This window comes from Cyanobium sp. HWJ4-Hawea, assembly GCF_024345815.1.
In the GTDB taxonomy this organism is placed as follows: domain Bacteria; phylum Cyanobacteriota; class Cyanobacteriia; order PCC-6307; family Cyanobiaceae; genus Cyanobium_A.
In genome coordinates this window covers 1-24,130 of record NZ_JAGQBV010000040.1, presented here as the reverse complement: position 1 = coordinate 24,130, position 24,130 = coordinate 1, and the positions used below count along the sequence as shown (strand labels likewise).

The following is a 24,130-nucleotide window of genomic DNA, read 5'->3' as shown; positions in this document are numbered from 1 at the left end:
AATACCCTGGCCCAAGACCTGGGGGTAAAAATCAGTGTGTTTGACCCCCTCGAAACCGGCGCAGCCCTGGCCGCCGACAACCCCAGTACCTATCTTCAAGTGATGCGGCGCAACGTGGCCGACCTGATCCAGGCCTTTGGTGGTTGATCACTGATGGGGCAGCAACCGGTGGTACAGGTGCAGGACCTAAGTGTCCAGCGCGATGGCCAATTGGCCGTGGATGGGGTGAGCTTTCAGCTCGACCCAGAAACGGACACGGCCCTGGTGGGGCCCAATGGGGCCGGTAAAAGCACGCTAGTGGCCGCCCTGCTCGGCTTGCTGCCCAGATCCGCTGGCACTGTTCAAATCCTCGGCCAGCAAATGGGTCCGGCTGGAGAGCTGCCCCGTTCGGTGCGCGCCCAGATTTCCTACTTGCCCCAGACCCTGGCGCTCCAGGGACGTTTTCCCCTGACGGTGGCTGAATTCGTGGGCTTTGGCTTTGATCCACCCGGCCCAAACCTGGCCTGGCTTGGGGGCCGGCACCGCAGCCAGGCAGTGGCTGGGGCCCTTGAACGCACAGCCTGCTCCGATCTGGCGGACAGGTTGTTGAACGAGCTCTCCGGTGGCCAGCTCAAGCGGGTGCTGTTGGCGTTTTGTGTGGTGCGGCCCCGGCAACTGTTGGTGCTAGATGAGGCCCAGGCCGGCCTCGATGCCCCTTCCAGCGAGCAGTTTCAGGAGTTGTTGCTGGAGTTGCGCCGCCAGGAGGGCTGGACCGTGCTGCAGGTGTCGCACGACCTCGACATGGTCAGACGCAGCTCTGATCAGGTGCTTTGCCTGAACCGCCGGCTGCGCTGTAGCGGCAGCCCAGACCATGCCCTGAGCTCGGCGCGCCTAGCGGAGCTCTATGGGGCCAATGTGGTGCCCTATCGCCACCAACACCACACCCCCAGCAAGGAAAACCATGGTTGATGCCTCGGGGGTGGCGGAGGTGCTGACCCAGCCGTTCATGCAGCGGGCCCTGGTGGGTGGCCTGCTCACCGGCGGCCTGGGAGGTTTGCTGGGAAGCTTTGCGGTGCTGCGGCAACTGTCTTTCTTCAGCGATGCCCTCGGCCATTCGGCCCTGCTCGGGATCAGCATCGGCATCCTCCTAGGGGTCAACCCCACCCTGGTGCTGATTCCCTTCGCCGTGCTTTTTGCCCTGCTGGTGAACCAATTGGTGGCCCGCAGTGGGCTGCCCGCCGATGCCCTGCTCAATATCGTCTATTCGAGCTCCCTGGCCTTCGCCGTGGTGGCCCTGAGCCTGGTGGAGACCTACCGGGGCGGCATCCAGCAGCTGCTATTTGGCGACATCCTCGGCATCAGCTGGAGCGATCTGGGCGTAATTGCCCTGCTTCTAGTTGCGGCAACTGTTTACCTGGGGCTGAGCCTGCGGGCCCAGGTGCTGCTTACCCTCAGCGACGATCTAGCTGGAGCCCTAGGGGTGCGGGCAAACCGCCATCGCCTCGCCTTCATCATCCTGCTGGCGGTGGTGGTGGCAGTGTCAATTAAGGCCGTCGGCGTACTGCTAATCAGCGCCTTTGTGGTGATCCCAGCCTGCGCCGCCCGCTTGCTGAGCCGGCGCTTCCCCGTCTACGTGCTGATATCGGCGGGCCTGGGGGGCAGCTGTGCCCTACTCGGCCTACTCGGTTCCGGCCTCACCAACCTGCCCTCCGGCCCCTGTGTGGTGATCGTCCAGTTCAGCGGCTTTTTATTGGCGCTCGCGCTCACCAGCCGGAGGCGATTCGCCGCCGCCAGTAGCTAGTCCCCTAGGTTCGCTGCCATGGGCACCAAAATCCGGCGAAGCGACTTTGTTATTGCTCCCTATGTCCGCAGCAGCAACCGCCGCGGCGCCCTCCAGGTTTTAAACACCATTGGGCCCTACCTAGCCGCCTGGGCCCTGGCCATTCAGGCCGCCCAGCATGCCGTCTGGGCCCTGCCCCTAATAGGGGTGGTGCTGGTGCTATTTGCCCTGCGTTGCTTTTCGCTAATGCACGACTGCGGGCACCAATCCCTATTTCGCAGCCCCCAGCTAAACCGCATTGCAGGCTTTCTGCTCGGACTAATCAATGCAATGCCCCAATTGGCCTGGTCAAAGGACCACGCCTACCACCACCGCACCAACGGCGACTGGGAGCGCTACCGCGGCGTGGCCGACTTCCTCTCCACCCAGGAATTTGCCGAGCTCAGCCGCCGGCAGCAATGGTTCTACGGATTCCTGCGCCACCCATTGATGGCCATTCCAGGCGGCTTTTTTTACCTTGCACTCCAACCGCGCCTATCCCTACTGCAGGAACTAGCCAAAGCCCTTCGCACCGGGAAAATTTCCAAGGACCCAGAATTTTGGGACCTACTGCTCAATAACATCTGCGTATTTGGCATTTTGATTCTGGCCGGCAACACCTGGGGCTACGGATTGATTCTGGGCATGTATAGCTTGACCCTGACATTTGCCGCCATGTTTTTTATCTGGATCTTCTTTGTGCAGCATATTTTCGAGGGCACCTATGCCCATCGCACCGAAGGCTGGAACTCCCTAGAGGGGGCCCTATCCGGCACCAGCTACCTGGTACTACCAGCCCTATTGAACTGGTTTACGGCTGATATCGGCTACCACAATATCCACCACCTATCCGAGCGAATCCCCAACTACAACCTCAGGGCCGCCCACCTGGCCAATGCCCACCTACTCAAGGAGGTGCCCAAACTCAAACTGGGAACCATGCTTGGTTGCTCAAAATTTAGGCTCTGGGACAGGGACAACCAACGGCTAGTAGCCATTGCGACTAATTAGGCAATCTGATCAAAAGAAGTGTTTTGATTAACAGCCTATGGATCGAAAAGATTCAAAAAAACCTAAACTCAAAACACCAAGCAATCCAAATGCCATGTTCAAGATTATTGCCCTCTTTCTAGGCAGCTCTACCTTGATCGCGTCCCCATCCATGGCGGCGCTTTCCCCAACACACAGCTCGCCAGCCCAAGCAGACGAATTAGTGGCTTGCGGAGGTGGGGGATCCGGCGCCTACCGCAAACCGCCTAGGCCAGGGCATGCCAATCACGAAAAAACAATCAATTCCAACAGCAAAGAAACTCCAGCTCCGAGCGACAGCTCCCCCGCCACCATTACCCCATAATCTAAGATCAGAACTTGAAGGTGGTCTTAACCAAGGCCCCCAGAGCGTGGAAACTTTCGTCGGCGGGTGTTCTCTGACCCAAAGGGCGATTCAGGTAAAACAGGGCTGGAGTAATACTGATATTATCGGTAACCTGGATTTTATACCACCACTCAAAGGCATAGTTGCTGTCGTTGGGCGTTGCTCCACCGGTTAATGAGGTGGCGAATACGGCCTGTCCAAGGGCGAAACCAAAATCATTGCCCTTGGCAAACACATCTGTCCACTGCAGGCCCGCCATCCAGGATTGGCTAACACTGGGCCTACCAGTTGTGGCAACGCTATAGGTTGTGTTGTTAATGCCCCAGCCCACGCTTATGGATGGGGCCCAACCGCTTTTCAGCGGTTGCCAGAAGCCACTTAACCCGAACGCATTGGTTTGGGCGCCAACAGCTTCTCCATGGTCAATGGAACCATGAACCAAGGGTGTTGTGCCAGGTACAAACTGGGTGAGGGGCTGCACATAGGACCAAATTGCAGCCAGTCCCCACTGCTCCTGTTGATAGCCAAGCTGAACAGTCGCCGTACCCCCTGCATTCTCGGTAAACAGACCCTTAGAAGAATCAGATCCGTTGTTAGATACGTAGTTTGCACTCACACTCCAGCCCTTATTTTGCCACCAGAGACCGGCACCAGCGCCAAGGTTTTTGCTATAGGCGGCGGGAGCACCATTAACCGTAAACAGGTTAAGTACCGTATCGGCAGGATAAACACTGGGCCAGAGGGCCAACATATCTTCTTGGCCCACCCGAGCTCCGAATGTGGCCGTGAACTGCTTGCCAATCGGAAACTGGTAATAGAGTTTGTCGATGCCCAAAGCATCGGCGCCGGAGTCTTCTTCGAAGGCAATCTCTAATTCGGCTGAATTGCCTACACCATGGGGCTCACCTCCAAAAGCACTCGAACCGAAGTTCCCGGCCCGCAGATTAGTCCTCAGAAGATCCTTACCCGTAAAGCTGGTATCCAGGGTCAGCTGAAGGTCATAGTTAAAAGTGACATTTGAATTGACATTTGTAACGGCAGATCTACCGCCACTACGATTCACTGTGTTTGCGCTTGAATTATACGCACTTCCCGAATAAGAAACTCCCCCCACCACAAAGGTGGCCAGACCCGACAGTTTGGTGGTGGTGGAGAACTGATTAGCTTCCAGGGTGCCTACGCGGGCATCCAGACCATCAACACGACCCTTAAGAATGGTGAGCTCCTTTTGGAACTCGCTCATCAGCTTCTTCAGTTCGTCGGTGGTCTCGGTAACGCGATCAAGGCAGGCGTTGAGCAGGGCAGCTGCTTCAAAGCGGGTAATCGCCTGGCCGCCCTTGTAGGTGCCGTTGGGATAACCGGCGACGCAGCCGTAGCGCTCGATCAGGTTCGAAAGGGCCTGGTATTCCCAGCCGGTGGGCTTGACGTCAGAGAACTGGCCGATGCTGGTGACTTGCTCGTCGGCGATGGCAGCAGGTGCCAGGGGAGCCAGCAGGCCCAGAACAGCAGGAGCAACCAGCAGCTGCTTAAACAATTTCATGGTGGTCCTCACACGAGCTGGCGCAATGCGCTGGCGCAATGATGCGGCAAACCTCCCCTACGGAGCCCCTAGGGGAGGTGAATGCGAGGGTTTGGACACCTGCCCCAGCTACCGGCCCGGCAGAGATTGGGGATGGCAAAGCCCCTACCGCCACCTCGCTTCCTAAGGTTTAGGTAAGCGGCACACCCGATCCATGAGCCCCAGCAGCACCGCCAGCGCCAAGCCCCTACCCGTAACGATCCTTACCGGCTTCCTGGGTGCGGGCAAAACGACCCTGCTGAACCACATCCTCAGCAATCAGCAGGGCCTAAAAACCGCCGTGCTGGTGAATGAATTTGGTGAAATCGGCATCGACAACGACCTGGTGGTGGCCACCGGCGAAGACATGGTGGAGCTGAGCAATGGCTGCATTTGCTGCTCCATAAACGGAGAGTTGCTGGAAGCCGTTTATCGAATTCTGGATCGCCCCGATCCCGTGGACTACCTGGTGGTCGAAACCACGGGCCTCGCCGACCCCCTCCCCGTGGCGATGACCTTCCTGGGCAGCGACCTACGCGACCAGACCCGGCTCGATTCGATCATCACCCTGGTAGACGCCGAAAACTTCAGCGATGAGCTGCTGGAGGGGGAGGTTGCCAGGGCCCAAATCGTCTACAGCGACATGCTGCTGCTCAACAAGTGCGACCTGGTGGAGGAGGAACGCCTAGGTGCCCTTGAAAAACAGCTGCGGGAAATCAAAACCGATGCCCGCATCCTGCGGTCGGTCAAAGGGGAGGTCTCCCTGGCGCTGTTGCTGAGTGTGGGCCTATTTGAGAGCGACAAGGTGGTGGTCGCCCAAAACCACGACGACTGCGACCACGACCACGGTGAATGCGTCCATGAGCATGGGCATGAGCATCACGACCACGCCCATCACCAGCACGAGCATCACGACCATCCAGATCACCAGGCGATTGAGGGGTTCACTTCCCTGTCGTTTGCAGCAGAGGGCCCCTTTGCCCTGCGCAAATTCCAAAACTTCCTCGACAACCAGCTGCCTGGCTCGGTTTTCAGGGCAAAAGGCATCCTCTGGTTCAACGAAAGTGAGCGGCGCCACGTGTTTCACCTGGCCGGCAAACGCTTTTCGATCGACGATTCCGATTGGCCCAGCCAGGAGCGCAAAAACCAAATCGTTTTAATCGGCAAAAAGCTGGATCACGCCAAGTTGCGCCAGCAACTGCAAGCCTGCGTGGCCAAAAATGCCGGCAAGGGGTTCAGCTAAAGGGGAACGGTTGCTACACCACTTCAGTCGAAACCGACTAGATTTGTCACATCTCGCAGGTAAGTCATGGCCGAACTGCTCCTATTCACCGGGGTTTTGGCTGTGCTGGCCCTGGCCTTCCTGCTCACCGCCGACTCCGACGACGACAATGGCGGCGGCGGCCTGATGCAGCCGGTGCTGGTGCCAGTTCGAGTGCGCCAGAACCGCTAGACCTTCCAGGCCCCTAGCCAGCAGCGCAATCTGGGCAAAGGGCTCGCACGTTTAGAACACACTCCAGTAGGCGAAAACCATGGCTGCAAGCAGCCTGTTCGCCAGCTGCCAACACCTCAGTGTTTTCAAATTCCTCAGTGCGACCGCAGCGAACGCACACCAGGTGGTGGTGGTCGCGGTGAGCATCGCTTGCCAACTCAAAACGCCGACCCCCCTCCGGGAGCTCCAATTCCTGCAGCAGGCCCATGCCGCTCAGCAAACGCAGGGTGCGATAAACCGTTGCCAGCGAAACCCTCTCCTCGCTGCGCAGCAAACGTTGGTGCACCTCCTCCGCACCGAGATGGCTACCTTCGCCGATTCGCTCAAAAAGCTCGAGCACCTTTTGGCGCTGGGGGGTTAGGCGCTGGCCGCGGTCATGCAGGCTGGAGCGCAGTCCCGTGGTGCTGCCGACTGGGCTGGCTGGCGAAGGCACGGCACTGGGCTGGGCTGGAACTTCTCAACAATAGGCACAGTTGCGAATAAACGCCACCGCCTCCACCGACTCCTCAGTCTTTACCGCCTGCACCGTCTTCACGTAGGAAACCGTGGAAAAAAGGTGGTTGATTTTTGGCGAATTAGTGCTTTTTCTCAACCTTTAGGGAAAGCAGGAAACTACTCAGGGCAAGCGCCAACACACAAAGGCAGAAATAGGCCAGTGTTTGCACATCTTTAACCTCAATCGAAAGCATGGCCTTGAAAGCCGACACAATCAACGCCACGATCAACACCTTGACCAGCTTTTCCTTGAGCTGATCGAGATTCTTGATATCTAGTAGACCCGAACCATCGGCATGGTTGGTCTCCTCGCGATAGGCATCTAGCGGCGAAAGCAGCAATTCATAGAGTCCATAGCCGAATATCAACAAAGCAACCCCAATCAGATAAAAATCAATGCCAGAAACCACCCCAGCCAAAGCCTTGTAGTAAGAGATTTCTGCATGGCCTCCCGGCTTTTCAAAGTAAACACCGATCGAATAAAAAATCTCACGGGTGCCGATGGCAAAGGTCAGCAGGGTGCTGAGCAGGCTCATCAACACCGGCACAATTGCAATCAGCCGAAACCGCCAAATCATGCGTTCTAGGCGCAACTCGAGTTGCTTGGCAAGCCTGGAGCGCCTGGGGACCTGGGGAACTTCCTGCATCGGAAAATCAACTTCTTTCTGCAGCATAGCTGCTAATTCAACCGCGCCCAAACAAATAACCGAGCTAATCAGCCATCACAAGGGCACCTCAAATAAATTGGGATTTATTAATTTGACGGCACAAATTTTGCAATGACCGGCTTTAGCTTCGATCCACACCAGAACTCCCACCATTGATCCTGGCTGCATCAAGGCGGGCAGTGGAGGCCGCCAGTAAATCGGCCAGGCTCACCACCAGCCGGTAGCTGATGGCGATGGCCAGGATCGGGGCTTCTGGCACGGCAAAGCCCAGCCTCAGCAGCAACACGGCCTCAAACACCCCCAGCCCCCCCGGGGCCCCTGGCACCACCAGGCCGGCGGTCCAGGCCAGGGCGAAGCCCGCCAACCAGCCGGTCCATTCCAGGGACCACTGCAAATCAAAGGCCAGCACGCAGCAGGCAAAGCCCGCAAAGCGCAGCAAGACAAAACCCAGCTGGGCCAGCAGCAGGGGCCAGGGGTAGCTGGGCAGCCGGGGAGATTGGTCCACCAGGCCCTGCCAATTTTCCAATGCCAGCTCAGGGGCCCGGCGCCTTTCCAGCCACGCCAACAGGGGATTCAGCCAGCGGGGCAAGAGCAGCAGCAGGGGCAGTAGGCAGAGCAGGCCCAAGCCCCCCTGCAAACCACCCAAGGCCACCAGGGCCAGGGCCATAACAGCGGCAACCAGGGGATCGAGCAACACGGCCAACAGGGCCACGCCCCCCGATGTCGGCGCTGCCAAGGGGGCACCCGCACTCCGCAAAAGGTTGACCCTGGCGCTGAGGTGCCAGATCCCGCCTGGCAAATACTTGCGCAGGTTGGTTTGTAGGTAGGCCAGCACCAGGGCCTGCCAGCGGGGGATCAGGCCCAACCACTGGAGCACCACCCCCAGGGCCAGGCCATTGGCCACCAGGCTGAGCAGGCTGAGGCCCACCCCCAGCAACAACCACAACCAACCCTGGCCATCAAGGCTCAACTGCAACAGCTGCCGCCCATGGCCCACCAGGGCCGCCAGCAAAAAGCCAGCACTCAGCAGCGAAATCCACTTCTTCAGATCCAGCGCCGCAAGCTTCACAGCAGTCCCTCCACCGCCGCCCTGACCTGGTCGAGGGCAAGCCCCTGGCTTTCCGACAGGGCCACCAAGTCGGCATGTTCTGCCTTAGCTCGCCAACGGCCATCGGGCAGCAGGGCCTCCTTAATCCCCACCTCCCCCCAGGGGGTTTGCAGCCTGCGACTGCGGCGGGGCAGCACCCAGCGGTTTTGGGTGCTCTCCCTTAGGCCCAGGCTGCTGCTGTGCTGCCACCAAAGCAGGCGCAGCTCAGCGGCCATTTCCGGTCGCACCAGGGCCGTCACCAGCTGGCCCGGCCGGCCCTTTTTCATCGCAATCGCCTGGCTAAAAACCTCCAGGGCGCCCGCCTGACGCAACCTCTCGAGCAGATAGGCCAAATCCTCTGGGGTCGCATCGTCCACCTGGGCCTGCTGCACCACCAGGGTTTCCAGGCTGGGCTGGGCGCTATCGCCAGCTTCTCGCTGCCCCAGGAGTTGGGGCGGGGAGGCCAGGGTGATGCGCAACAGGTTCGGGCGGGGGGGCTGATCGGCACCTACGGCGAACTGACGACTACCCAAACCCACCCCAATCGAAGCCGGCACATGGTCGGGGGCCTGACTAAAGCTTTGAACCCAGCAGGCCACCAGCGCCAGCCCCGTGGGGGTGGTGAGTTCCCCCGCTGGATAGGAGCCACTGCTGGCCAGGGGCACCTTCTTGAGGCGGGCCAGCTCCAGTACGGCAGGGGCAGGCAGGGGCAGGATTCCATGGGCCGTTTGAACCGAGCCATGGCCGGCTGGAGGGGGGGTGCAAACAAGCCCGTCCACGCCGAAATGGATTAGGCCGGCGCACACCCCCACCACATCCACCAGGGAATCCACCGCTCCCACCTCGTGGAAATGCACCTTTTCTGGCTCGATGCCATGGACTGCCGCCTCAGCCGTGGCCAGCAGGCCAAAAACCTCGAGCACCTTGCTTTTCAGAAGCTCGGGCCAGGCTGCCTGCTGGATCTGCAGGCGTAGTTGGGACCAATGCCGGTGGGGTGGCTGCTGCTCGAGCGGGGTCACCTCCAGGTGCAAGCCCCGCAAACCGGCGCTCTGGCGCTCCTCCAGCCCGAGGCGATAGGCCCGCTCCAGCCCCAGGGCCGCCAGGGGTAGGTCCACCACCTGCTGCGGCAATCCGAGATCGAAAAGGGCCGCCAGCAACATGTTGCCGGCCAGGCCAGAGGGGCAATCAACTATGGCCAGCCGACTCATCGCTCCAACTCCGGCGGCTGGGAAGCAGGCATGGCAGCAGGCTGGGAACGCACTAGGCGGGGAGCCATCTGCAGCAGCAGTTCAGCCTCAGACTCCAGTTCGGCCTGGCGTTGCCCCAACCACTGCTCCACCTCCCGGCGGGCCCGGCGTTGCTCCAGTTGGGCCATCTGGGCATCCTGGCCGGAAAGGCCCCAAAGGCGGCCCAAAAGGGCCCGGTCATCGGCCCCGCCCAAGCTCTCTCCATAGACCAGCTGTTCGGCCACCATGCCCGCCTGCAGCACCCGACTCCAGCGACGCAACTCCGCTGGCGCCAACTTGGCGTGGGCCGGCGGCTCCAGCTGGGTGCAGCCATTGCTCTGCAGGCCTGCCTGAAGACAGGCCAGGCTGCCCACCAGCACCTGGGCCACCGGCATCTGCTCATGGCCCGCCACCAAAACATGGCCGGCTTCGTGGACCGCAATGCGGCGCAACCGGGCTTCACCGCCAGGTAGGGCCTCGGCCAAGAGATGGCCGCCGCGGCCACCAAAACGGGCCGCATCCACGGTGAGGGCCGCCAAACCAAAGCCTGCAGCCAGGGCAATCCAGGCGGGTGATAGTCCGAGCAGGGGCCCAACCACCGCAACGCCTGTGACCCCAAAAACCACGAAGCCAGCCCCCAGCGGTTGTTTCATGCGAGTGGGCTAGGGCTGGTTTGCACCCGATCGCCTAGCGACTGGGCCTGGCAGTCTTGGTGGCACTTCTGGCACCACCGGCCGCAGGGGGACGTTTCTTGCCGCCCCGGTTGCCGCGCTGGGCCACCGGACCCACCACTTCACAGGCTTCGACCTGTAGCAATTCGCCCTGGCGGCGCACATTCAGATCCACGAAGTGGCGCAGGTGCTCCAGGGGCACATCGCCCTTCAACTGCAGCTTGAACGGCACGGGCCTACTGCCATCGGGCCGGGGCATTTGCCGCACCTTGATCACCAAATCGCCAGTTTCAGGGCGGGTGTAGATCAGCTCCCCGCGGATAGAGAGGTAGTCGTCGCCCTCGGGGATTTGGTCGCTCGCTTCCGCATCTGCCAGGGTGCTGGGCTCCCAAACGCCGACCATCTGTAGATGCAGGCCAGCCTCCTCACGGGAGCGGGGATATACGACCCAGAGATGGGGTTCCTCGAGATTGAGGTGGCGCTTCATCAAGGTGAGCAGGCGTCCTAAGACCACGGCCTCTATTTCACTGCCATCTGCGGTGCGAATCATCCCCCGGGTGAGCTGGGCAGGATCGGCAGGCACGTAAATCCCCCGCACCACGCCAATGGCCCGGTACTGCATCGGTTCGGTGACCGGGGAAATCGGATGGTGACGCATGGCTACCAGTGTAAGCGTCCAAATGTCAGTGGGCGCAAGGGCCACGGCGGCCAAGGCAAACTGGAGCCAGCTGCACACCCGCCACCGGATGGCCCCTGCCCCGTCCCACCTGAAGCGCTGGCTATTGCTTGGGGCCGGGTGCCTGGTGGGCCTGGGCCTGGTCGGGGGCTGGTGGCTTGGTCAACTGCAATCGCCCCCCGGCAGGGCCAGCCAACAGCAGGCCCTGGGGCGCCAGGTGGCCGATTTGCAGAGCCAGCTCGACCGCGGCAACGCCTCTGCCGCCGATCAGCAACGGCTGCTGGAGCTATTGATTGGCCTCAATCGCCAGGCGGAGGCCACCCTGCTGGCCGAGCGGCTGGCCGACCAACAACCGGAGCGGCCGGGCCTGCGGCTGGTGCTGGCGGAACTGCGCCGCTCCCAAAACGATCGGGCAGGCGCTGAAAGGGAAGTGCGCCAACTGCTCAACCAAGATCCCAACAACATCCAGGCCCTGCAGTTGATGGCCCTGCTGCAGGTGGAATCGGGCCGGGGAGTGCTGGCCATCAGCCAGCTGCAGGCGGCCTTTGATGGGGCAAGCAAGCCCCAACTACAGCCCCAGGCCCTTGACCTGGGGCTGCTGCTGGCGAATGTGCTCGAACGCCAGGGCCAAGGGGGCCAGGCCCAGGCCCTGCTGGTCAAGCTGGCCGCCGCCTTCCCCAAGGATCCCCGCCCCCAACTGGCCATGGCCCTGCTGCTGCGCCAACGGGGCGACAACAGCGGCGCCCAGAAGGCCCTAGAGCTGGCCCGTCAAAGGGTGCCTGCCAAAAACCAGGCGGCCTGGAACGGGCTGGCCACGGCCTGGGGCCTGGAGGGCCTGGCTGCTGGAGGGCCTGGAGCTAAGGCGCCTTCACCTGGGCTGAACCAGCCTTCGGGGCAGGGGTTGCCGGGGCGTCAAAACCCTTGAGGGCCGCATCCACCGCATCGGACGGGTTGGTGGCCTCATCCATGGCACTGTTTTTGCGCAACTTGTTCATCAGGTCAATCGGATTGGCCGTGTTGAAGATGTTGGTGTCCTGGGATTTGCCGGAGCCGTAATCGAGCTCCCGCTGCATCTGGGGGCTGGAGTAGGTCTGGCCGGAGCCCGAAGCTGGCTGGCCCAAAGCCGACTGGGCCGTGGCCAAACCAAACCCCATCAAGGTGCCCACGCCAAGCACCACAAACGATCTACCCATTTGGCACCCTTCCATGGCAGCACCCCCGCTTATGGGCCGATGCTAGGGGACCCCACGGGACCCGACAGTTCCGTTTATTTGTTTTTTTGATGCGGATTGCCACCTGGAACGTCAATTCAGTTCGCACCCGCCTTGACCAGGTGGTGGCCTGGCTCGGGCAGGAACGCCCCGATGTGCTCTGCCTTCAGGAAACCAAGGTGACCGATGAGCTGTTCCCCCGCAGTGCCTTTGAAGACCTCGGCTACCAGCTGGCGATCAGTGGCCAGAAGGCCTACAACGGCGTCGCCATGCTCAGCCTCTCTCCCCTGGAGGATGTGCAAATCGGCTTCGATGCCCTGCTGAGCGGTGATCCCGGGGCAGCCCAACTGAGCGAACAGAAGCGGGTGATCAGCGCCCTGGTGGAAGGGGTCAGGGTGCTCAATCTCTATGTGCCAAACGGTTCAGCCCTCAATTCGGAGAAATACCCCTACAAACTGGAATGGCTGGGCTGTCTGAAGCGTTATCTGGCAATCCAGGGCGACCAGGGCGACCCCCTCTGCATGGTGGGCGACTTCAACATTGGCCCTGAGGCGCGGGATCTGCCGGACCCAGGCCGCCAAACCGGCGGCATCATGGCCAGCACCCCTGAGCGCGAGGCCCTGCGCGAGGCCCTCGGGGAAAACCTCAGCGACGTGTTTCGAGTCTTCGAACCGGACACTGGCCACTGGAGCTGGTGGGATTACCGCTCCGGCGCCTGGGACCGCGACAGGGGCTGGCGGATCGATCACATCTATCTGAGCGAAGAGCTGCTCGACTGCGCCACTGGCTGCGTGATCCACAAGGCCACCCGAGGCAACATCCAACCCAGTGACCATGCCCCCGTAGTGGTCAACCTGGCCTGGCCGCCAGAGGAATAAAAATCAAAAAACCTCTGCCCCTGCCGGCAGGCGTACCCCCTCGGCCGCCAACACCTCGACTCGCCTGGCCGATTCGGCGCAGCTGCGGGGGGTGGGGAAGATCTTGCCCGGATTCGCCCTGCGCAGCGGATCAAAGGCCTGACGCACCAACTGCATGGTGGCCAGGTCGTCGCTGCTGTACATCCAATCGAGGTAGCAACGCTTATCGGAGCCCACCCCGTGCTCACCGGTGATGCTGCCGCCGGCATCGACGCACAGGCGCAGGATTGCGCCACCGAGTTCCTGGACCCGCTCCTTGATCCCCGGCTCATTGGCCCGATAGAGGATCAGGGGGTGGAGATTGCCATCTCCGGCATGGAACACATTCGCTACTGGCAGGCCATAGCTCTGGCTGAGCTGCTCGATCGCCGCCAACACCTGGGGCAGGGCGCTGCGGGGGACGACACCGTCCTGGAGGTAGTAATTGGGGTAGCTGCGGCCCAGGGCGGAAATCGCCGACTTCCGGCCCTTCCAGAGCAAATCCCGTTCGGCCTGATCCCAGGCCTGCCGCACCGAACGGGCCCCCGCCTGGCGGCAAAAATCGGTGGCCAGCTCAACTGCTTCGGCCACCTCCCGCTCCTGGCCATCGAGCTCGATCAACAGCACAGCCGCCGCATCGGCCGGGTATTCCTCGATCCCAAAAGCGTTGTTCACGGCCTCCAGGCAGAGGCGATCCATCATTTCCATCCCGGCCGGCAGCACCCCTGCCGCCGTAACCAGCCGCACCGCCTCACCAGCGGCCTCCATCGAGCTGAAATCGGCCAGCAGCACGGCCACGCTCTGGGGCTTGCGCAGCAACCTCAAGGTGATGGCCGTAGCCACACCCAGGGTGCCCTCACTACCGACAAAAGCTCCGCGTAAATCAAGCTCTGGGGCCTCATCGAGCTCGCTGCCCAACTGGATCACGCTGCCATCGGGCAAAACCACTTCCATCGCCAAAACGTGGTTGCTGGTGACCCCGTATTTGAGGCAGTGCACCCCCCCGGAGTTTTCGGCGATGTTGCCGCCGATGCTGCAGGCCACCTGGCTGGAGGGATCGGGGGCGTAATAAAAGCCATCGCCCGCCACGGCCCGGGTTACCGAGTTGTTGATCACCCCTGGCTGCACGGTGATGCGTCGATTGGGCAGGTCGATTGCCAGCACCCGGCGCATGCGGCTGGTGGCGATCACCAGGCATTCGGTTTCGGCCACGGCCCCACCGGAAAGGCCCGTGCCACTGCCCCGGGCCACAAAGGGCACCCCCTCGCGATGGCAGAGCCCCAGCACCGCTGACACCTCAGCTGTGGTTTCTGGCAAAACCACCAGGGGCGGCTGGTGACGGCTAAGGGTCAGGCCGTCGCAGTCGTAGGAAAGCAGCTCCTGCCTGGCTGACACCACTGCCCTCTGGGGCAGCAGTTGGCGCAGTTGGCGTTCTAGAGCTGGCCAATTAATGCCCAATTGTTCTCGCCCCAACCCGCCAATTTTGGTGGGCTCAACTCGGGATCAACCTAACTAGTAACCGTTATTGCCGGTTCTGGGTCAAGATGGGCGGCGGTCTTTCGCTGGCTTTCCCCCTTGACCTCGGCTCCCGTGTCGGCTGCTGCCTTGAACACCTCCCGTTCCCAGGAACTCTTCAGTGCCGCCCAAAAGCTGATGCCAGGTGGCGTCAGCTCACCGGTGCGGGCGTTCAAGTCGGTTGGGGGCCAACCCCTGATCTTCGATCGGGTCAAAGGCGCCTACGCCTGGGATGTGGACGGCAACCGCTTCATCGATTACATCGGCAGCTGGGGGCCCGCCATCTGCGGCCATAGCCACCCAGAGGTGTTGGCGGCCCTCCATGAAGCCCTCGATAGGGGCACCAGCTTTGGGGCCCCCTGCGCCCTGGAAAACACCCTCGCCGAGATGGTTATCGAGGCGGTGCCCTCGGTGGAGATGGTGCGCTTCGTCAACAGCGGCACCGAGGCATGCATGTCGGTGCTGAGGCTGATGCGGGCCTTCACCGGCCGCGAAAAGATCATCAAATTTGAAGGCTGTTACCACGGCCATGCCGACATGTTTTTGGTGAAGGCGGGCTCTGGGGTTGCCACCCTCGGGCTGCCCGACTCCCCCGGCGTGCCCCGCAGCACCGCCGCCAGCACCCTCACCGCCCCCTACAACGACCTAGAGGCCGTCAAACAGCTTTTCGCGGAGAACCCCGGCGAAATAGCCGGCGTAATCCTGGAGCCCGTGGTGGGCAACGCCGGATTCATCACCCCCGAACCTGGCTTCCTGGAGGGCATCCGCGAACTGACCAAGGAGCATGGTGCCCTTTTGGTGTTCGACGAAGTGATGACCGGCTTCCGGATCAGCTACGGCGGCGCCCAGGCCAAATTCGGCGTCACCCCGGACCTCACCACCATGGGCAAGGTGATTGGCGGAGGTTTGCCGGTGGGGGCCTATGGCGGCCGGGCCGACATCATGGCGATGGTGGCTCCCGCGGGCCCGATGTATCAAGCCGGCACCCTCAGCGGCAATCCCCTGGCCATGACCGCCGGGATCAAGACCCTGGAGCTGCTGAAGCAGCCCGGCACCTACGACCGGCTTGAGACCATCACCAAGCGTCTCAGCGACGGCATCCAGGAAGCGGCCAAGGCCGCTGGTCTGCCCATCTGCAGTGGTTCGATCAGCGCGATGTTTGGCTTTTTTCTCTGCGAAGGCCCGGTGCACAACTTCGAACAGGCGAAGGCCGCCGACACGGTGCGCTTCGGCAAGCTCCATCGGGCCATGCTCGAGCGGGGTGTCTACCTGGCCCCGAGTGCCTTCGAGGCGGGCTTCACCTCCCTGGCCCACTCCGACGCCGACATCGACGCCACCCTGGCGGCCTTCCGCGAGAGTTTCGCTGCCATCGCCTGATGGGGCGCAGCTTCAGGCCAAAGCTGATTGCGTTGCTGGCGGCTACGGCCCTGCTCGCCGGCTGCAGCAATAGGTCTGCGGATGGGCCCGTAAACCTCACTAAGGGCATACCGGTGGGGGCTGTTTTGGCGCTCACCGGCAATGCCAATGTCTATGGCCAAGACCAAAAAATCGGCATCGACCTCGCCCTTGCCCAACTCAACGGCCAAGCAATCTCCCTGCAGATCGAAGACAGCGGCAGTGATGAGCCTGGCGCCAACGCTGCCTTCAATCTCCAGATCAATCGGGGCGTGTTGGCCCTGATTGGCCCCACCCTCTCCCAACAAGCTTTTTCAGCAGACCCCATTGCCCAGCGGCGCGGGGTACCTGTGGTGGCCCCGTCGAACACCGCCACCGGCATACCTGAAATCGGCCATTTCATTAGCCGTGTTTCTGCCCAAAGCTCCGTAATTGCGCCGCTCTCAATTGCCAAGGCCCTGCAAATCAATCCCGCCATTAGGCGAGCGGCAGTTTTCTATGCCCAGGACGATGCCTACAGCACCGCTGAGACGGTGATCTTCCAGAAGGCGCTAACCAACAAGGGCCTGAAACCGGTGACGGTGCAGCGCACCCAGCTGAACGATCAAGACTTCCAAAATCAGATCACCTCTGCCCTCAGCAAGAAACCGGATCTGATTGTGTTGAGCCTCCAAGCCGTAGATGGGGGCAACATGGTGCGCCAGTTGAGGGAGCTGGGCTATCGCGGCATGATCGTGGTGGGCAACGGCATGAATACACCAAACATCTACCCGATCTGCCAAAAGTATTGCGACGGCATCCTGATAGCCCAAGCCTATAGCCCCGAACTAAAGAATCCTGCCAATCAGGTATTCCTTGCCGCCTTTGCTAAGGCCCAAAGCCGCAACCCCAATGCCAGCACAATTCCACCCCAACTAACCGCCCAGGCCTATACCGCCATGCAGGTAATCGGCGAAGCCCTGCGCCGACTTGACACCCAAAAACCACTCAAATCTCTAACAGTGGCAGCAGCCCGCAAGGCCCTGATGGATGAAATCCTGGGCGGCACCTATCAGACCCCCCTAGGCAAAATTAGCTTTACCCCTACTGGTGAGGTGGTGCAAAAAGAATTCTTCGTGGCCCAGGTGCGCATGAACCCCGGCGGCCGCAGCGGTCGATTTGCCTTATTGCCCTGAACTTATGGCTCCCCTGAACTTATGGCTCCCCTGAACTTATGGCTCCCCTGAACTGATGGATCTCTTGCGTCGCGTCCAGAAAGCTTTGGCCCTGGTGGGTCTTGGTGCCGCCCTTGCCAGCTGCAGCAGCAACCGCAGCGACCAACTTCGCCTGGGCGCCGGCATCGCCCTCACCGGCAATGCCGGTCTGCTGGGCCAGGACGCCCGCACCGGCTTGGATCTGGCGAAGCTGCAGTTTGCCCAGCTACAGCCGAGGTTGGAGCTGGAACTGGAAGACACCGGCAGCGATGAAGTGGGAGCCACAGTTGCCTTTCGCCGCCTGATCAACGCCAAACCAGTGGCAATCCTGGGGCCATCCCTTTCCCAGCAGGGCTTTGCCGTGATGCCGATGGCCGACCGGGCCGGGATTCCGGTGATCGGGGTTTCCACCACGGCCCCAGGCATCCCCCAGCTCGGCCCCTTTGTGGCCCGGGTGGCCTCACCGGTGACGGTGGTGGCTCCGCGGTCCCTGGCCAAGGCATTGCAACTCAACCCGGGCATCCGTCGGGTTGCGGTGTTCTTCGCCCAAGACGACGTCTTCTGCACCTCGGAAACGCAGATTTTCCAGAAGGCGATCCGCGCCAAGGGCCTGGATCTGGTGGCGGTGCAGCGCACCTCCGTGGCCGACACCGATTTCCAAATCCCAATCACCAATGTGCTGCGCAGCCGGCCCCAACTGGTGGTGATCTCGGCGCTGGTGGCCGACGGCGGCAACCTGGTGCGCCAATTGCGGGAACTCGGCTATCAGGGACAAATCGTGGCCGGAAATGGGCTCAACACCCCAAACATCTACCCCGTATGCCAGAAGCATTGCGATGGAATGTTGATCACCCAGGCCTATAACCCCAGCCTCGACAACGCCAGCAACCGCAACCTTTTAAAGCTGTTCCGCCGGGGCCGATCCGCCGATGCCGTGCCACCCCAGGTGACGGCCCAGGCCTACACCGGCTACCAGGTGGTGCACGAAGCCCTGGCCAAGCTCAAGGGCACCCTTCCCAAGGGCCAGAGCCTCACCTCCCTGCCGCTGGCCGACCTACGCCAGCGCCTGCTCAAGACCCTGCTGGCGGGCACCTACCAAACCCCCCTGGGGGAGCTGCGCTTCTCGCCGGAAGGGGAGGTGGTGCAGCGCGACTTCAGCGTGGCGCGGGTGAGCATGGATGCCGATGGCCGCAGTGGTCGCTTCGTGCTGCAGCCCTAAACCATGCAAGACCTGGTGCAATTGCTACTTAACGGCCTCTCCACCGGAGCGGTCTATGCCCTGTTTGCCCTGGGCTACACCCTGGTGTTTTCAGTGCTGGGGGTGATCAACTTCGCCCATGGGGCCGTGTTCACCCTGGGGGCCTACTTCACCTACTTCCTGATCGGTGGTGGCGCCGGGGCCAACGGACTGTTGGCCGGCCTGCAACTTCCCTTTGCCCTGCCCTTCTGGCTTGCCCTGCCCTTGGCGGGCTTGATGGCGGCGGCCGTGGCCCTGGTGATCGAGCGCATCGCCTTCCGCCCCCTGCGGGCCCAGGGAGCGGACCCCCTGCTGGCCCTGATCACCAGCCTGGGGGCTGGGGTGGTGCTCGTGAACCTGATCCAGCTGCTGGTGGGGGCCGAGAGCTATGCCATCCCCACCGGAAGCCTGGGGAACCTGCCGGCGGCGATTCAGCTGCTGGGCGCCCAGGTACGCACGGTCCAATTGCTGTTGCTGGCCGTGGCAGCTGGCCTGGTGGTGGTTCTGAGCATTTGGATCGATGGGAGCCGCAGCGGCAAGGCGCTCCGGGCCGTTTCCGAGGATCCAATCACCGCCCAGCTTTTAGGCATTCCCAGCGGCCGCATGATCCAAATCGCCTTTGGCCTCAGCGGTTTCCTGGCGGGCATTGCCGGCGGCCTGGTGGGGCTGAGTGTCAGCATCGCCGGCCCCTATTTCGGCATTGGCTATGGCCTCAAGGGCCTGGGGGTTTTGGTACTTGGCGGTCTGGGTAGCGTGCCCGGGGCGGTGCTGGGGGGCCTAATCATTGGCCTGGCAGAGGCCTGCGTGCCCGCCGACCTATCTGGCTATCGCGATGTGGTGGCCTACGGCTTTCTGTTTGTGATGCTGCTGGTGCGGCCCCAGGGTCTGCTGGGCAAGGTTCTGCCCACCAAGGTTTGAGGAGGAATGGAAACCAGCCTGTTTGTACAGATGCTGATAGGGGCCCTGCTCGGGCTTTCGGTCTATCTGCCCCTGCGCTGCGGCCAGCTTTCCCTGGCCACCCCGGGCTTCTATGCGATCGGCGGCACCACGGCGGCCCTGCTCTCCACCCGGGTGGGCGCCCTTGGCGGCAGCGATACCACCTATCCGATCAGCTCTGTGCTGCTGGAGATGCTGCTGGCTGGCCTGCTCTGCGGGTTGCTAGCTACCGGCATCGGCAAGGTGGTGTTGCGGCTCCGGGGGGTGTACCTGGCAATCGCCACCATTGCCCTGGTTGAAATTCTGCGGGTCACCACCCTCAACCAGGAGTCGCTGGGGGGAGCGGTGGGAATCTTCGGCATCCCCCAGCCCTTCAACGATCCCGCCGGCTATGCGGTTTTCAGCCTGGCCGTGCTGGCACTGGTCTGCTGGCTGTGCGATCGGCTGGAGCGCAATCGCCTCGGCCGGGCCATGGCAGCCATCCGCGACGACGAATTGGCCGCCGCCTGCCAGGGCATAGATACGGAACGGGCCAAATTGGTGGCCTTCGTGCTCAGTGCGGTGGTGGCGGCCCTCACGGGCGTCATCAGCGCCCACTTCCTCAACAGCTGGAATGCACGGCTTGGCAACTTTGACGCCAGCATCACCACCCTCGCCTTTGTGGTCTTTGGTGGCTCACGCACCTGGGCCGGGCCGGTGCTGGGGGGGCTGGTGCTCACCGCCCTGCCCGAACTCCTGCGACCGGTCGGTGACCTGCGTCTAATCGTTTTTGGCCTGGTGATCCTGGTGGGCCCCTTGCTACTGCCCCAGGGGTTAATTAATCCGGCCCTGTTGGGTTGGCTAAGGGGGAATCTTCCTAAAAGATGAGCTCCCCACCCCTGCTCGAAACCCGCAATCTGGGGGTGCGCTTCGGCGGCATCCAGGCCCTCAAAGGCATCAACCTGCAGATCAATAGCGGCGAGATTTTTGGGCTCCTGGGGCCAAACGGCGCCGGTAAAACCACCCTTTTCAATTTGATCTCAAGGGTCACTGACGCCAGCGAGGGTGAGTTGCTCTGGCGAGGCGGCCAAATCAACGGCCTTGATGCCAGCCGCATTGCCCGGCTGGGGATCGCCCGCACCTTTCAAAACCTGCGGCTGTTCCAGTCGATGAGTTGCCGCGAAAACGTAATGGTGGGGCTCCACCGCCACGACCTCGTGCCCTGGGGGGCAGCCCTGCTGGGCACGGGCCTGGCGCGGCAAAAGCAGCGGGAGCTGGTGGAGCGGGCCCAGGGCCTCCTGGAGTTGCTGGAGATCGGCCAGCTGGGCGAACAAAATGCCGCCTCCCTCGCCTACGGCGACCGCCGCCGCCTTGAGATCGCCAGGGCCCTGGCCAGCTCGCCGGAGCTGCTGCTGCTCGACGAACCGGCCGCCGGCATGAACGCCAATGAGAAGGATGGGTTGAGCGACCTAATCAGGCAGATACGGGAGCAGTTCAACCTCACGGTGTTGATCATTGAGCACCACGTGCCTTTGATGCTGGGGCTATGCGACCGGCTGGCGGTACTGAATTTCGGCTGCCGCATTGCCCTCGGCACCCCAGAACAGGTACGCCAAGATCCCGCCGTGATTGAGGCCTACCTGGGGGGGCAGCCATGACAGCGGCATTGCTGGAGCTGGAAGGCCTAACGGTTCGCTATGGCGGCATCACCGCCCTGCATGGCATCGACCTAAGGGTCATGCAAGGCGAATTGGTGACCCTGCTCGGTGCAAACGGCGCTGGTAAAAGCACCACCCTGAAGGCCATTTCCCAGCTGGTGGGGGCCGCCTCTGGCGCGATTCGCTGGCACGGTGGCTGCATCAACGGCATCAGCACCGAGCGCACAGTCAAACTCGGCATAGGCCATTGCCCCGAGGGTCGCCGGGTGCTGGCCCGCCAGAGCATCGCCGACAACCTCGAATTGGGGGCCTGGCTGCGGCGCGACAAAGCAGGTATCCGAGCCGACTTCGAACGCAGCTACAGCCTGTTCCCGCGGCTGGGGGAGCGGCGCAACCAACTGGCCGGCTCACTTTCAGGTGGGGAGCAACAGATGCTGGCGATCTGCCGGGCCCTGATGGGGCGGCCATCCCTGTTGCTTCTCGATGAACCGAGCCTGGGCCTGGCTCCAAAGCTGGTGGCAGAGGTGATGCAGGCCCTGAGGGCCCTGCATGCCGATGGCCTAACGATCCTGCTGGTGGAGCAAAACGCCAATGCTGCCCTGGCCATTGCCGATCGGGGCTACGTGCTGGAATCGGGCCGCATCAGCCTGGAAGGCTCCGCAACAGACCTAAAAAACAACGCAGCCCTGCAGGCCTCCTACTTAGGCAAGTAAGCCTTGGTCGGTCAACAGGCCTTATTCAGTCCTTATCGGTGGCGCCAAAGGCATGCATCAGGGCATCTCCCCAGCTGTTAATGCCGGAAAGCTCGTGGTCATGGGCATCGACGATGGCCCTGGCGTGCTCCCGCAACAGCACGGTTTTGTTCAAGTCGTGGCCATGGTCGGCCGCGATCGCCACGATGTCGTCCACACCGGTAGCGGCATGGAGCTTGCTGCGTAGGGCTTCGTCGCCGGAAACACGGTCAACAAAGGCCTTGATCGACGCAACCGACATGGCAGCAAATGAATTGGGTTCCCAGTCTTAGCAGGCACCAGGCGGGCCAAGGCAGGCAAAGCCAGATACCTTGTGCAAACGAACCGATAACGATGGCCCCCGAACGCTTCTTCCTGGAGCTAGATCCCCCCGATACCAGCCTCAAATCCCTGCCCCACGTGGTGATTGTGGGCGGTGGCTTTGGGGGCCTGAAGGCCTGCCATGCCCTTATCGGCAAGCCGGTGCGGGTCACCCTGATCGACAAGCGCAACTTCAACCTGTTCCAGCCCCTCCTCTACCAGGTGGCATCTGGGCTGGTGGCAGAGGCGGATGTGGCCAGCCCCCTGCGCCAAATGGTGGGTCAAGCGCCAAACGTGCAGATCCTGCTTGGGGAAGTGGCAGAAATTGATGCCAAAGCCAAGGAAATCGTCTTTAACAACCGACGCTTCGGCTACGACTACCTAATCCTGGCCACGGGCTCCGGCAGCAGCTACTTCGGCAAGGAAGAGTGGCGATCCCTAGCCCCCCCGATGAAGATCCTGGAGCACGCCGATGAAATCCGGCGCCGGGTTCTGACAGCCCTTGAAGAAGCGGAGCAGACACCTGATCCTGAACGCCGCCAGTTTCTCCAATCAGTGGTGGTGGTGGGCGGCGGACCGACGGGCTGTGAACTGGCCGGATCCCTGAATGAATTGATGAAGCACGCCCTGGGCCGGGATTTCAAACAATTAAACCCCGAGCTCTGCAAGGTGACCCTGGTAGACCCGGGCGATCGGCTGCTGCGGGCCATGGCTCCAGCCATCTCCAAATCGGCGGAGTCCTATTTCAAATCGGCGGGGGTGGATCTACTTCTAGGTGGCAGGGTTAAGGAAATAAGCGAAGGGAAAGTGGTACTTACGACCAGTGGGGGAGAGCAAACCCTTGAAGCGGCCACAATTTGCTGGACAGCAGGGGTTAAGCCATCCCACCTGGGCAAGGTGTTGGCCGATGCCACCGGCTGCGCCATAGATAAGGGGGGAAGGGTAATCGTCAAACCAGACTTCTCCATCGCCCAATTCCCAGAAATTCGGGTCATTGGCGATCTCTGCTCCTATAGCCACACCGCCGATGGCAAACCCCTGCCTGGAATGGCCGGACCAGCCGTGCAAATGGGCGGCTGGGTGGCAGCAGACATAGTTGCAAACCTGGCAAACGAGCAACACAAAGCATTTAGTTGGTTTGATTTCGGCAGCATGGCCGTAATAGGACCATTGCATGCGGTGGCTGATCTGCGGGGCCTCAAATTCACGGGTCTGATCGGCTGGCTGATGTGGGCCGTAGCCCACCTTGCCTTCATGCCAGCCAATGAGAACAGGATCGCCCTACTGAGCAAATGGCTATGGGCCATTGCCACCCGTGAGCGGGCTGCAATGCTAATTATTGGCCGCCCAAATCAACACATGGACGTAGAGGTGGGCCTGCCGGAAGGGGCTACGAGTCCTTAGGTTTTTCCTTATGGTTCTCCCTGTCAGCCTCAGCAATCTCTTCAGTTTGAACCGTATAGCGGCTAATCAGCAAGCCCATCACTATGGCCAGATAGAGCGGACCACACACACTTAGGGCCACACTTGCCATCTGGGAAGTTGTGGTACCTGGAACTATGTCGCCATAGCCGACCGTGGTAAGACTCACAAAAGCAAAATAATATATACGCGAGTAGTCGTAGGACCAGGCCGCAAGCTGGGAGGTGGCACCAGACTGATCAGCCAAATAAAGGCTTCCGTGAGCAGCATCAACGTTAATAAAACTACCTGGCACTACAGTTTCCATAACACTAAAGATAATTCCCCCACAAAGCCCCAACAGGAGGTAGCCAGCCACTGCACCAACTATGACATCAGCGCCTATGAAAGTTTCCTGGGACAGGCAAGATAAAAGCCTCTTAAGACTCCAGAACAAAAAGCAGCTAAGGCTCAAAAGAAATGGCAAGCCGCTTAAAAAGTGAAGCGACTGAGGCGAAATCAACCAAATCAGTTGAAAAAGAAACGACGCTAGGCCAAGTAGCCGATAGTAACGGTCAAACCAGTAGGGCATTCGCCGGCCCCGCAGAGGT

Annotated in this window: 27 protein-coding genes; 16 read left to right on the top strand and 11 right to left on the bottom strand. The window is 61.5% G+C overall.

Annotated features, from left to right (window positions below; all coding sequences use genetic code 11):
- Positions 1-153 precede the first annotated feature (153 nt).
- Genes KBY58_RS09600 through KBY58_RS09590 form a run of 3 tightly spaced genes read left to right on the top strand, consistent with a single transcriptional unit; the run spans position 154 to position 2,809 of the window.
- Complete coding sequence (locus KBY58_RS09600) at positions 154-948, top strand: metal ABC transporter ATP-binding protein (RefSeq protein WP_255004118.1); 795 nt, start codon at positions 154-156, stop codon at positions 946-948.
- Positions 941-1,780 (top strand): metal ABC transporter permease, encoded by an 840-nt coding sequence (locus tag KBY58_RS09595; protein ID WP_255004117.1) that lies wholly within the window; start codon positions 941-943, stop codon positions 1,778-1,780. Before KBY58_RS09600 ends, KBY58_RS09595 begins: the two co-directional genes overlap by 8 nt.
- Positions 1,781-1,798: 18 nt before the next feature.
- Positions 1,799-2,809, top strand: a complete 1,011-nt coding sequence (locus tag KBY58_RS09590; RefSeq protein ID WP_255004116.1) for a fatty acid desaturase — start codon at positions 1,799-1,801, stop codon at positions 2,807-2,809.
- Positions 2,810-3,159: 350 nt separating this feature from the next.
- Here the strand turns inward: KBY58_RS09590 and KBY58_RS09585 are convergent, their stop codons facing one another.
- Positions 3,160-4,713, bottom strand: a complete 1,554-nt coding sequence (locus tag KBY58_RS09585; protein WP_255004115.1) for an iron uptake porin — start codon at positions 4,711-4,713, stop codon at positions 3,160-3,162.
- Between KBY58_RS09585 and KBY58_RS09580 the strand changes: the two genes are divergently transcribed.
- The 3 genes from KBY58_RS09580 to KBY58_RS09570 all read left to right on the top strand — a co-directional run bounded on the left by KBY58_RS09580 (position 4,712) and on the right by KBY58_RS09570 (position 6,184).
- Complete coding sequence (locus KBY58_RS09580) at positions 4,712-4,879, top strand: hypothetical protein (protein ID WP_255004114.1); 168 nt, start codon at positions 4,712-4,714, stop codon at positions 4,877-4,879. The genes KBY58_RS09585 and KBY58_RS09580 overlap by 2 nt on opposite strands.
- A 27-nt stretch (positions 4,880-4,906) precedes the next feature.
- Positions 4,907-5,974 (top strand): CobW family GTP-binding protein, encoded by a 1,068-nt coding sequence (locus tag KBY58_RS09575; protein WP_255004113.1) that lies wholly within the window; start codon positions 4,907-4,909, stop codon positions 5,972-5,974.
- A 66-nt stretch (positions 5,975-6,040) separates the two neighbouring features.
- Entirely contained in the window at positions 6,041-6,184 is a 144-nt protein-coding gene (locus KBY58_RS09570) for a hypothetical protein (RefSeq protein ID WP_254933705.1), read from the top strand.
- 13 nt (positions 6,185-6,197) lie between these two features.
- Here KBY58_RS09570 and KBY58_RS09565 read toward each other — a convergent pair whose 3' ends face one another.
- The 6 genes from KBY58_RS09565 to KBY58_RS09540 all read right to left on the bottom strand — a co-directional run bounded on the left by KBY58_RS09565 (position 6,198) and on the right by KBY58_RS09540 (position 11,028).
- Positions 6,198-6,656, bottom strand: a complete 459-nt coding sequence (locus KBY58_RS09565) for a Fur family transcriptional regulator (protein ID WP_255004111.1) — start codon at positions 6,654-6,656, stop codon at positions 6,198-6,200.
- Positions 6,657-6,798: 142 nt separating this feature from the next.
- Positions 6,799-7,416 carry a YqhA family protein gene (locus tag KBY58_RS09560; RefSeq protein WP_255004110.1) on the bottom strand — a complete coding sequence of 206 codons (618 nt, stop codon included), beginning with the start codon at positions 7,414-7,416 and terminating at the stop codon, positions 6,799-6,801.
- Between the two features lie 91 nt (positions 7,417-7,507).
- Complete coding sequence (locus tag KBY58_RS09555) at positions 7,508-8,455, bottom strand: lysylphosphatidylglycerol synthase domain-containing protein (RefSeq protein WP_255004108.1); 948 nt, start codon at positions 8,453-8,455, stop codon at positions 7,508-7,510.
- Entirely contained in the window at positions 8,452-9,681 is a 1,230-nt protein-coding gene (gene larC, locus KBY58_RS09550; RefSeq protein ID WP_254933709.1) for a nickel pincer cofactor biosynthesis protein LarC, read from the bottom strand. The genes KBY58_RS09555 and larC overlap by 4 nt, the downstream gene beginning before the upstream one ends.
- Positions 9,678-10,352 carry a hypothetical protein gene (locus tag KBY58_RS09545; RefSeq protein WP_255004107.1) on the bottom strand — a complete coding sequence of 225 codons (675 nt, stop codon included), beginning with the start codon at positions 10,350-10,352 and terminating at the stop codon, positions 9,678-9,680. The genes larC and KBY58_RS09545 overlap by 4 nt, the downstream gene beginning before the upstream one ends.
- 34 nt (positions 10,353-10,386) lie before the next feature.
- Positions 10,387-11,028 (bottom strand): hypothetical protein, encoded by a 642-nt coding sequence (locus KBY58_RS09540; RefSeq protein WP_255004106.1) that lies wholly within the window; start codon positions 11,026-11,028, stop codon positions 10,387-10,389.
- Here KBY58_RS09540 and KBY58_RS09535 point away from each other — a divergent pair.
- Entirely contained in the window at positions 11,027-11,971 is a 945-nt protein-coding gene (locus KBY58_RS09535; protein WP_255004105.1) for a tetratricopeptide repeat protein, read from the top strand. The two genes, KBY58_RS09540 and KBY58_RS09535, sit on opposite strands and share 2 nt — an antisense overlap.
- Here the strand turns inward: KBY58_RS09535 and KBY58_RS09530 are convergent.
- Positions 11,904-12,239 (bottom strand): hypothetical protein, encoded by a 336-nt coding sequence (locus KBY58_RS09530; RefSeq protein ID WP_255004104.1) that lies wholly within the window; start codon positions 12,237-12,239, stop codon positions 11,904-11,906. The two genes, KBY58_RS09535 and KBY58_RS09530, sit on opposite strands and share 68 nt — an antisense overlap.
- An 89-nt stretch (positions 12,240-12,328) precedes the next feature.
- Here KBY58_RS09530 and xth point away from each other — a divergent pair, with 89 nt between their 5' ends.
- Positions 12,329-13,135 (top strand): exodeoxyribonuclease III, encoded by an 807-nt coding sequence (gene xth / locus KBY58_RS09525; RefSeq protein ID WP_255004103.1) that lies wholly within the window; start codon positions 12,329-12,331, stop codon positions 13,133-13,135.
- Between the two features lie 3 nt (positions 13,136-13,138).
- On the opposite strand, the gene KBY58_RS09520 is transcribed toward xth, so the two are convergent.
- Positions 13,139-14,611, bottom strand: a complete 1,473-nt coding sequence (locus KBY58_RS09520) for an FAD-linked oxidase C-terminal domain-containing protein (RefSeq protein ID WP_255004102.1) — start codon at positions 14,609-14,611, stop codon at positions 13,139-13,141.
- Between the two features lie 132 nt (positions 14,612-14,743).
- Between KBY58_RS09520 and hemL the strand changes: the two genes are divergently transcribed.
- From hemL to KBY58_RS09485, 7 genes are read left to right on the top strand one after another with little or no spacing between them, the layout of a single operon-like run.
- Positions 14,744-16,045, top strand: a complete 1,302-nt coding sequence (gene hemL / locus KBY58_RS09515) for a glutamate-1-semialdehyde 2,1-aminomutase (protein ID WP_255004119.1) — start codon at positions 14,744-14,746, stop codon at positions 16,043-16,045.
- Positions 16,045-17,238, top strand: coding sequence for an ABC transporter substrate-binding protein (locus KBY58_RS09510; RefSeq protein WP_255004101.1), 1,194 nt, complete (start codon positions 16,045-16,047; stop codon positions 17,236-17,238). Before hemL ends, KBY58_RS09510 begins: the two co-directional genes overlap by 1 nt.
- 55 nt (positions 17,239-17,293) lie before the next feature.
- Positions 17,294-18,475 carry an ABC transporter substrate-binding protein gene (locus KBY58_RS09505; protein ID WP_255004100.1) on the top strand — a complete coding sequence of 394 codons (1,182 nt, stop codon included), beginning with the start codon at positions 17,294-17,296 and terminating at the stop codon, positions 18,473-18,475.
- A 3-nt stretch (positions 18,476-18,478) separates the two neighbouring features.
- On the top strand, positions 18,479-19,411 hold the full coding sequence (locus tag KBY58_RS09500; RefSeq protein WP_254933719.1) for a branched-chain amino acid ABC transporter permease: 933 nt from the start codon (positions 18,479-18,481) through the stop codon (positions 19,409-19,411).
- Between the two features lie 6 nt (positions 19,412-19,417).
- Entirely contained in the window at positions 19,418-20,296 is an 879-nt protein-coding gene (locus tag KBY58_RS09495; RefSeq protein WP_255004099.1) for a branched-chain amino acid ABC transporter permease, read from the top strand.
- Positions 20,293-21,066, top strand: coding sequence for an ABC transporter ATP-binding protein (locus KBY58_RS09490; protein WP_255004098.1), 774 nt, complete (start codon positions 20,293-20,295; stop codon positions 21,064-21,066). Before KBY58_RS09495 ends, KBY58_RS09490 begins: the two co-directional genes overlap by 4 nt.
- Entirely contained in the window at positions 21,063-21,779 is a 717-nt protein-coding gene (locus KBY58_RS09485) for an ABC transporter ATP-binding protein (protein ID WP_255004097.1), read from the top strand. The genes KBY58_RS09490 and KBY58_RS09485 overlap by 4 nt, the downstream gene beginning before the upstream one ends.
- 25 nt (positions 21,780-21,804) lie before the next feature.
- Here KBY58_RS09485 and KBY58_RS09480 read toward each other — a convergent pair whose 3' ends face one another.
- Positions 21,805-22,059 carry a Nif11-like leader peptide family natural product precursor gene (locus tag KBY58_RS09480; RefSeq protein ID WP_255004096.1) on the bottom strand — a complete coding sequence of 85 codons (255 nt, stop codon included), beginning with the start codon at positions 22,057-22,059 and terminating at the stop codon, positions 21,805-21,807.
- 92 nt (positions 22,060-22,151) lie between these two features.
- Here KBY58_RS09480 and KBY58_RS09475 point away from each other — a divergent pair, with 92 nt between their 5' ends.
- Positions 22,152-23,522 (top strand): NAD(P)/FAD-dependent oxidoreductase, encoded by a 1,371-nt coding sequence (locus KBY58_RS09475; RefSeq protein WP_255004095.1) that lies wholly within the window; start codon positions 22,152-22,154, stop codon positions 23,520-23,522.
- On the opposite strand, the gene KBY58_RS09470 is transcribed toward KBY58_RS09475, so the two are convergent.
- Positions 23,509-24,130 (bottom strand): potassium channel family protein (locus tag KBY58_RS09470; RefSeq protein WP_255004094.1); only part of this gene is annotated, 622 nt, incomplete at its 5' end. The genes KBY58_RS09475 and KBY58_RS09470 overlap by 14 nt on opposite strands.

Coding starts and splice junctions, on each gene's coding strand:
- KBY58_RS09600 (WP_255004118.1), top strand. CDS start 154: ATGGGGCAGCAACCGGTGGTACAGGTGCAGGACCTAAGTGTCCAGCGC.
- KBY58_RS09595 (WP_255004117.1), top strand. CDS start 941: ATGGTTGATGCCTCGGGGGTGGCGGAGGTGCTGACCCAGCCGTTCATG.
- KBY58_RS09590 (WP_255004116.1), top strand. CDS start 1,799: ATGGGCACCAAAATCCGGCGAAGCGACTTTGTTATTGCTCCCTATGTC.
- KBY58_RS09580 (WP_255004114.1), top strand. CDS start 4,712: ATGGTGGTCCTCACACGAGCTGGCGCAATGCGCTGGCGCAATGATGCG.
- KBY58_RS09585 (WP_255004115.1), bottom strand. CDS start 4,713: ATGAAATTGTTTAAGCAGCTGCTGGTTGCTCCTGCTGTTCTGGGCCTG.
- KBY58_RS09575 (WP_255004113.1), top strand. CDS start 4,907: ATGAGCCCCAGCAGCACCGCCAGCGCCAAGCCCCTACCCGTAACGATC.
- KBY58_RS09570 (WP_254933705.1), top strand. CDS start 6,041: ATGGCCGAACTGCTCCTATTCACCGGGGTTTTGGCTGTGCTGGCCCTG.
- larC (WP_254933709.1), bottom strand. CDS start 9,681: ATGAGTCGGCTGGCCATAGTTGATTGCCCCTCTGGCCTGGCCGGCAAC.
- KBY58_RS09545 (WP_255004107.1), bottom strand. CDS start 10,352: ATGAAACAACCGCTGGGGGCTGGCTTCGTGGTTTTTGGGGTCACAGGC.
- KBY58_RS09535 (WP_255004105.1), top strand. CDS start 11,027: ATGGCTACCAGTGTAAGCGTCCAAATGTCAGTGGGCGCAAGGGCCACG.
- KBY58_RS09540 (WP_255004106.1), bottom strand. CDS start 11,028: ATGCGTCACCATCCGATTTCCCCGGTCACCGAACCGATGCAGTACCGG.
- KBY58_RS09530 (WP_255004104.1), bottom strand. CDS start 12,239: ATGGGTAGATCGTTTGTGGTGCTTGGCGTGGGCACCTTGATGGGGTTT.
- xth (WP_255004103.1), top strand. CDS start 12,329: ATGCGGATTGCCACCTGGAACGTCAATTCAGTTCGCACCCGCCTTGAC.
- KBY58_RS09510 (WP_255004101.1), top strand. CDS start 16,045: ATGGGGCGCAGCTTCAGGCCAAAGCTGATTGCGTTGCTGGCGGCTACG.
- KBY58_RS09505 (WP_255004100.1), top strand. CDS start 17,294: ATGGATCTCTTGCGTCGCGTCCAGAAAGCTTTGGCCCTGGTGGGTCTT.
- KBY58_RS09500 (WP_254933719.1), top strand. CDS start 18,479: ATGCAAGACCTGGTGCAATTGCTACTTAACGGCCTCTCCACCGGAGCG.
- KBY58_RS09495 (WP_255004099.1), top strand. CDS start 19,418: ATGGAAACCAGCCTGTTTGTACAGATGCTGATAGGGGCCCTGCTCGGG.
- KBY58_RS09490 (WP_255004098.1), top strand. CDS start 20,293: ATGAGCTCCCCACCCCTGCTCGAAACCCGCAATCTGGGGGTGCGCTTC.
- KBY58_RS09485 (WP_255004097.1), top strand. CDS start 21,063: ATGACAGCGGCATTGCTGGAGCTGGAAGGCCTAACGGTTCGCTATGGC.
- KBY58_RS09480 (WP_255004096.1), bottom strand. CDS start 22,059: ATGTCGGTTGCGTCGATCAAGGCCTTTGTTGACCGTGTTTCCGGCGAC.
- KBY58_RS09475 (WP_255004095.1), top strand. CDS start 22,152: ATGGCCCCCGAACGCTTCTTCCTGGAGCTAGATCCCCCCGATACCAGC.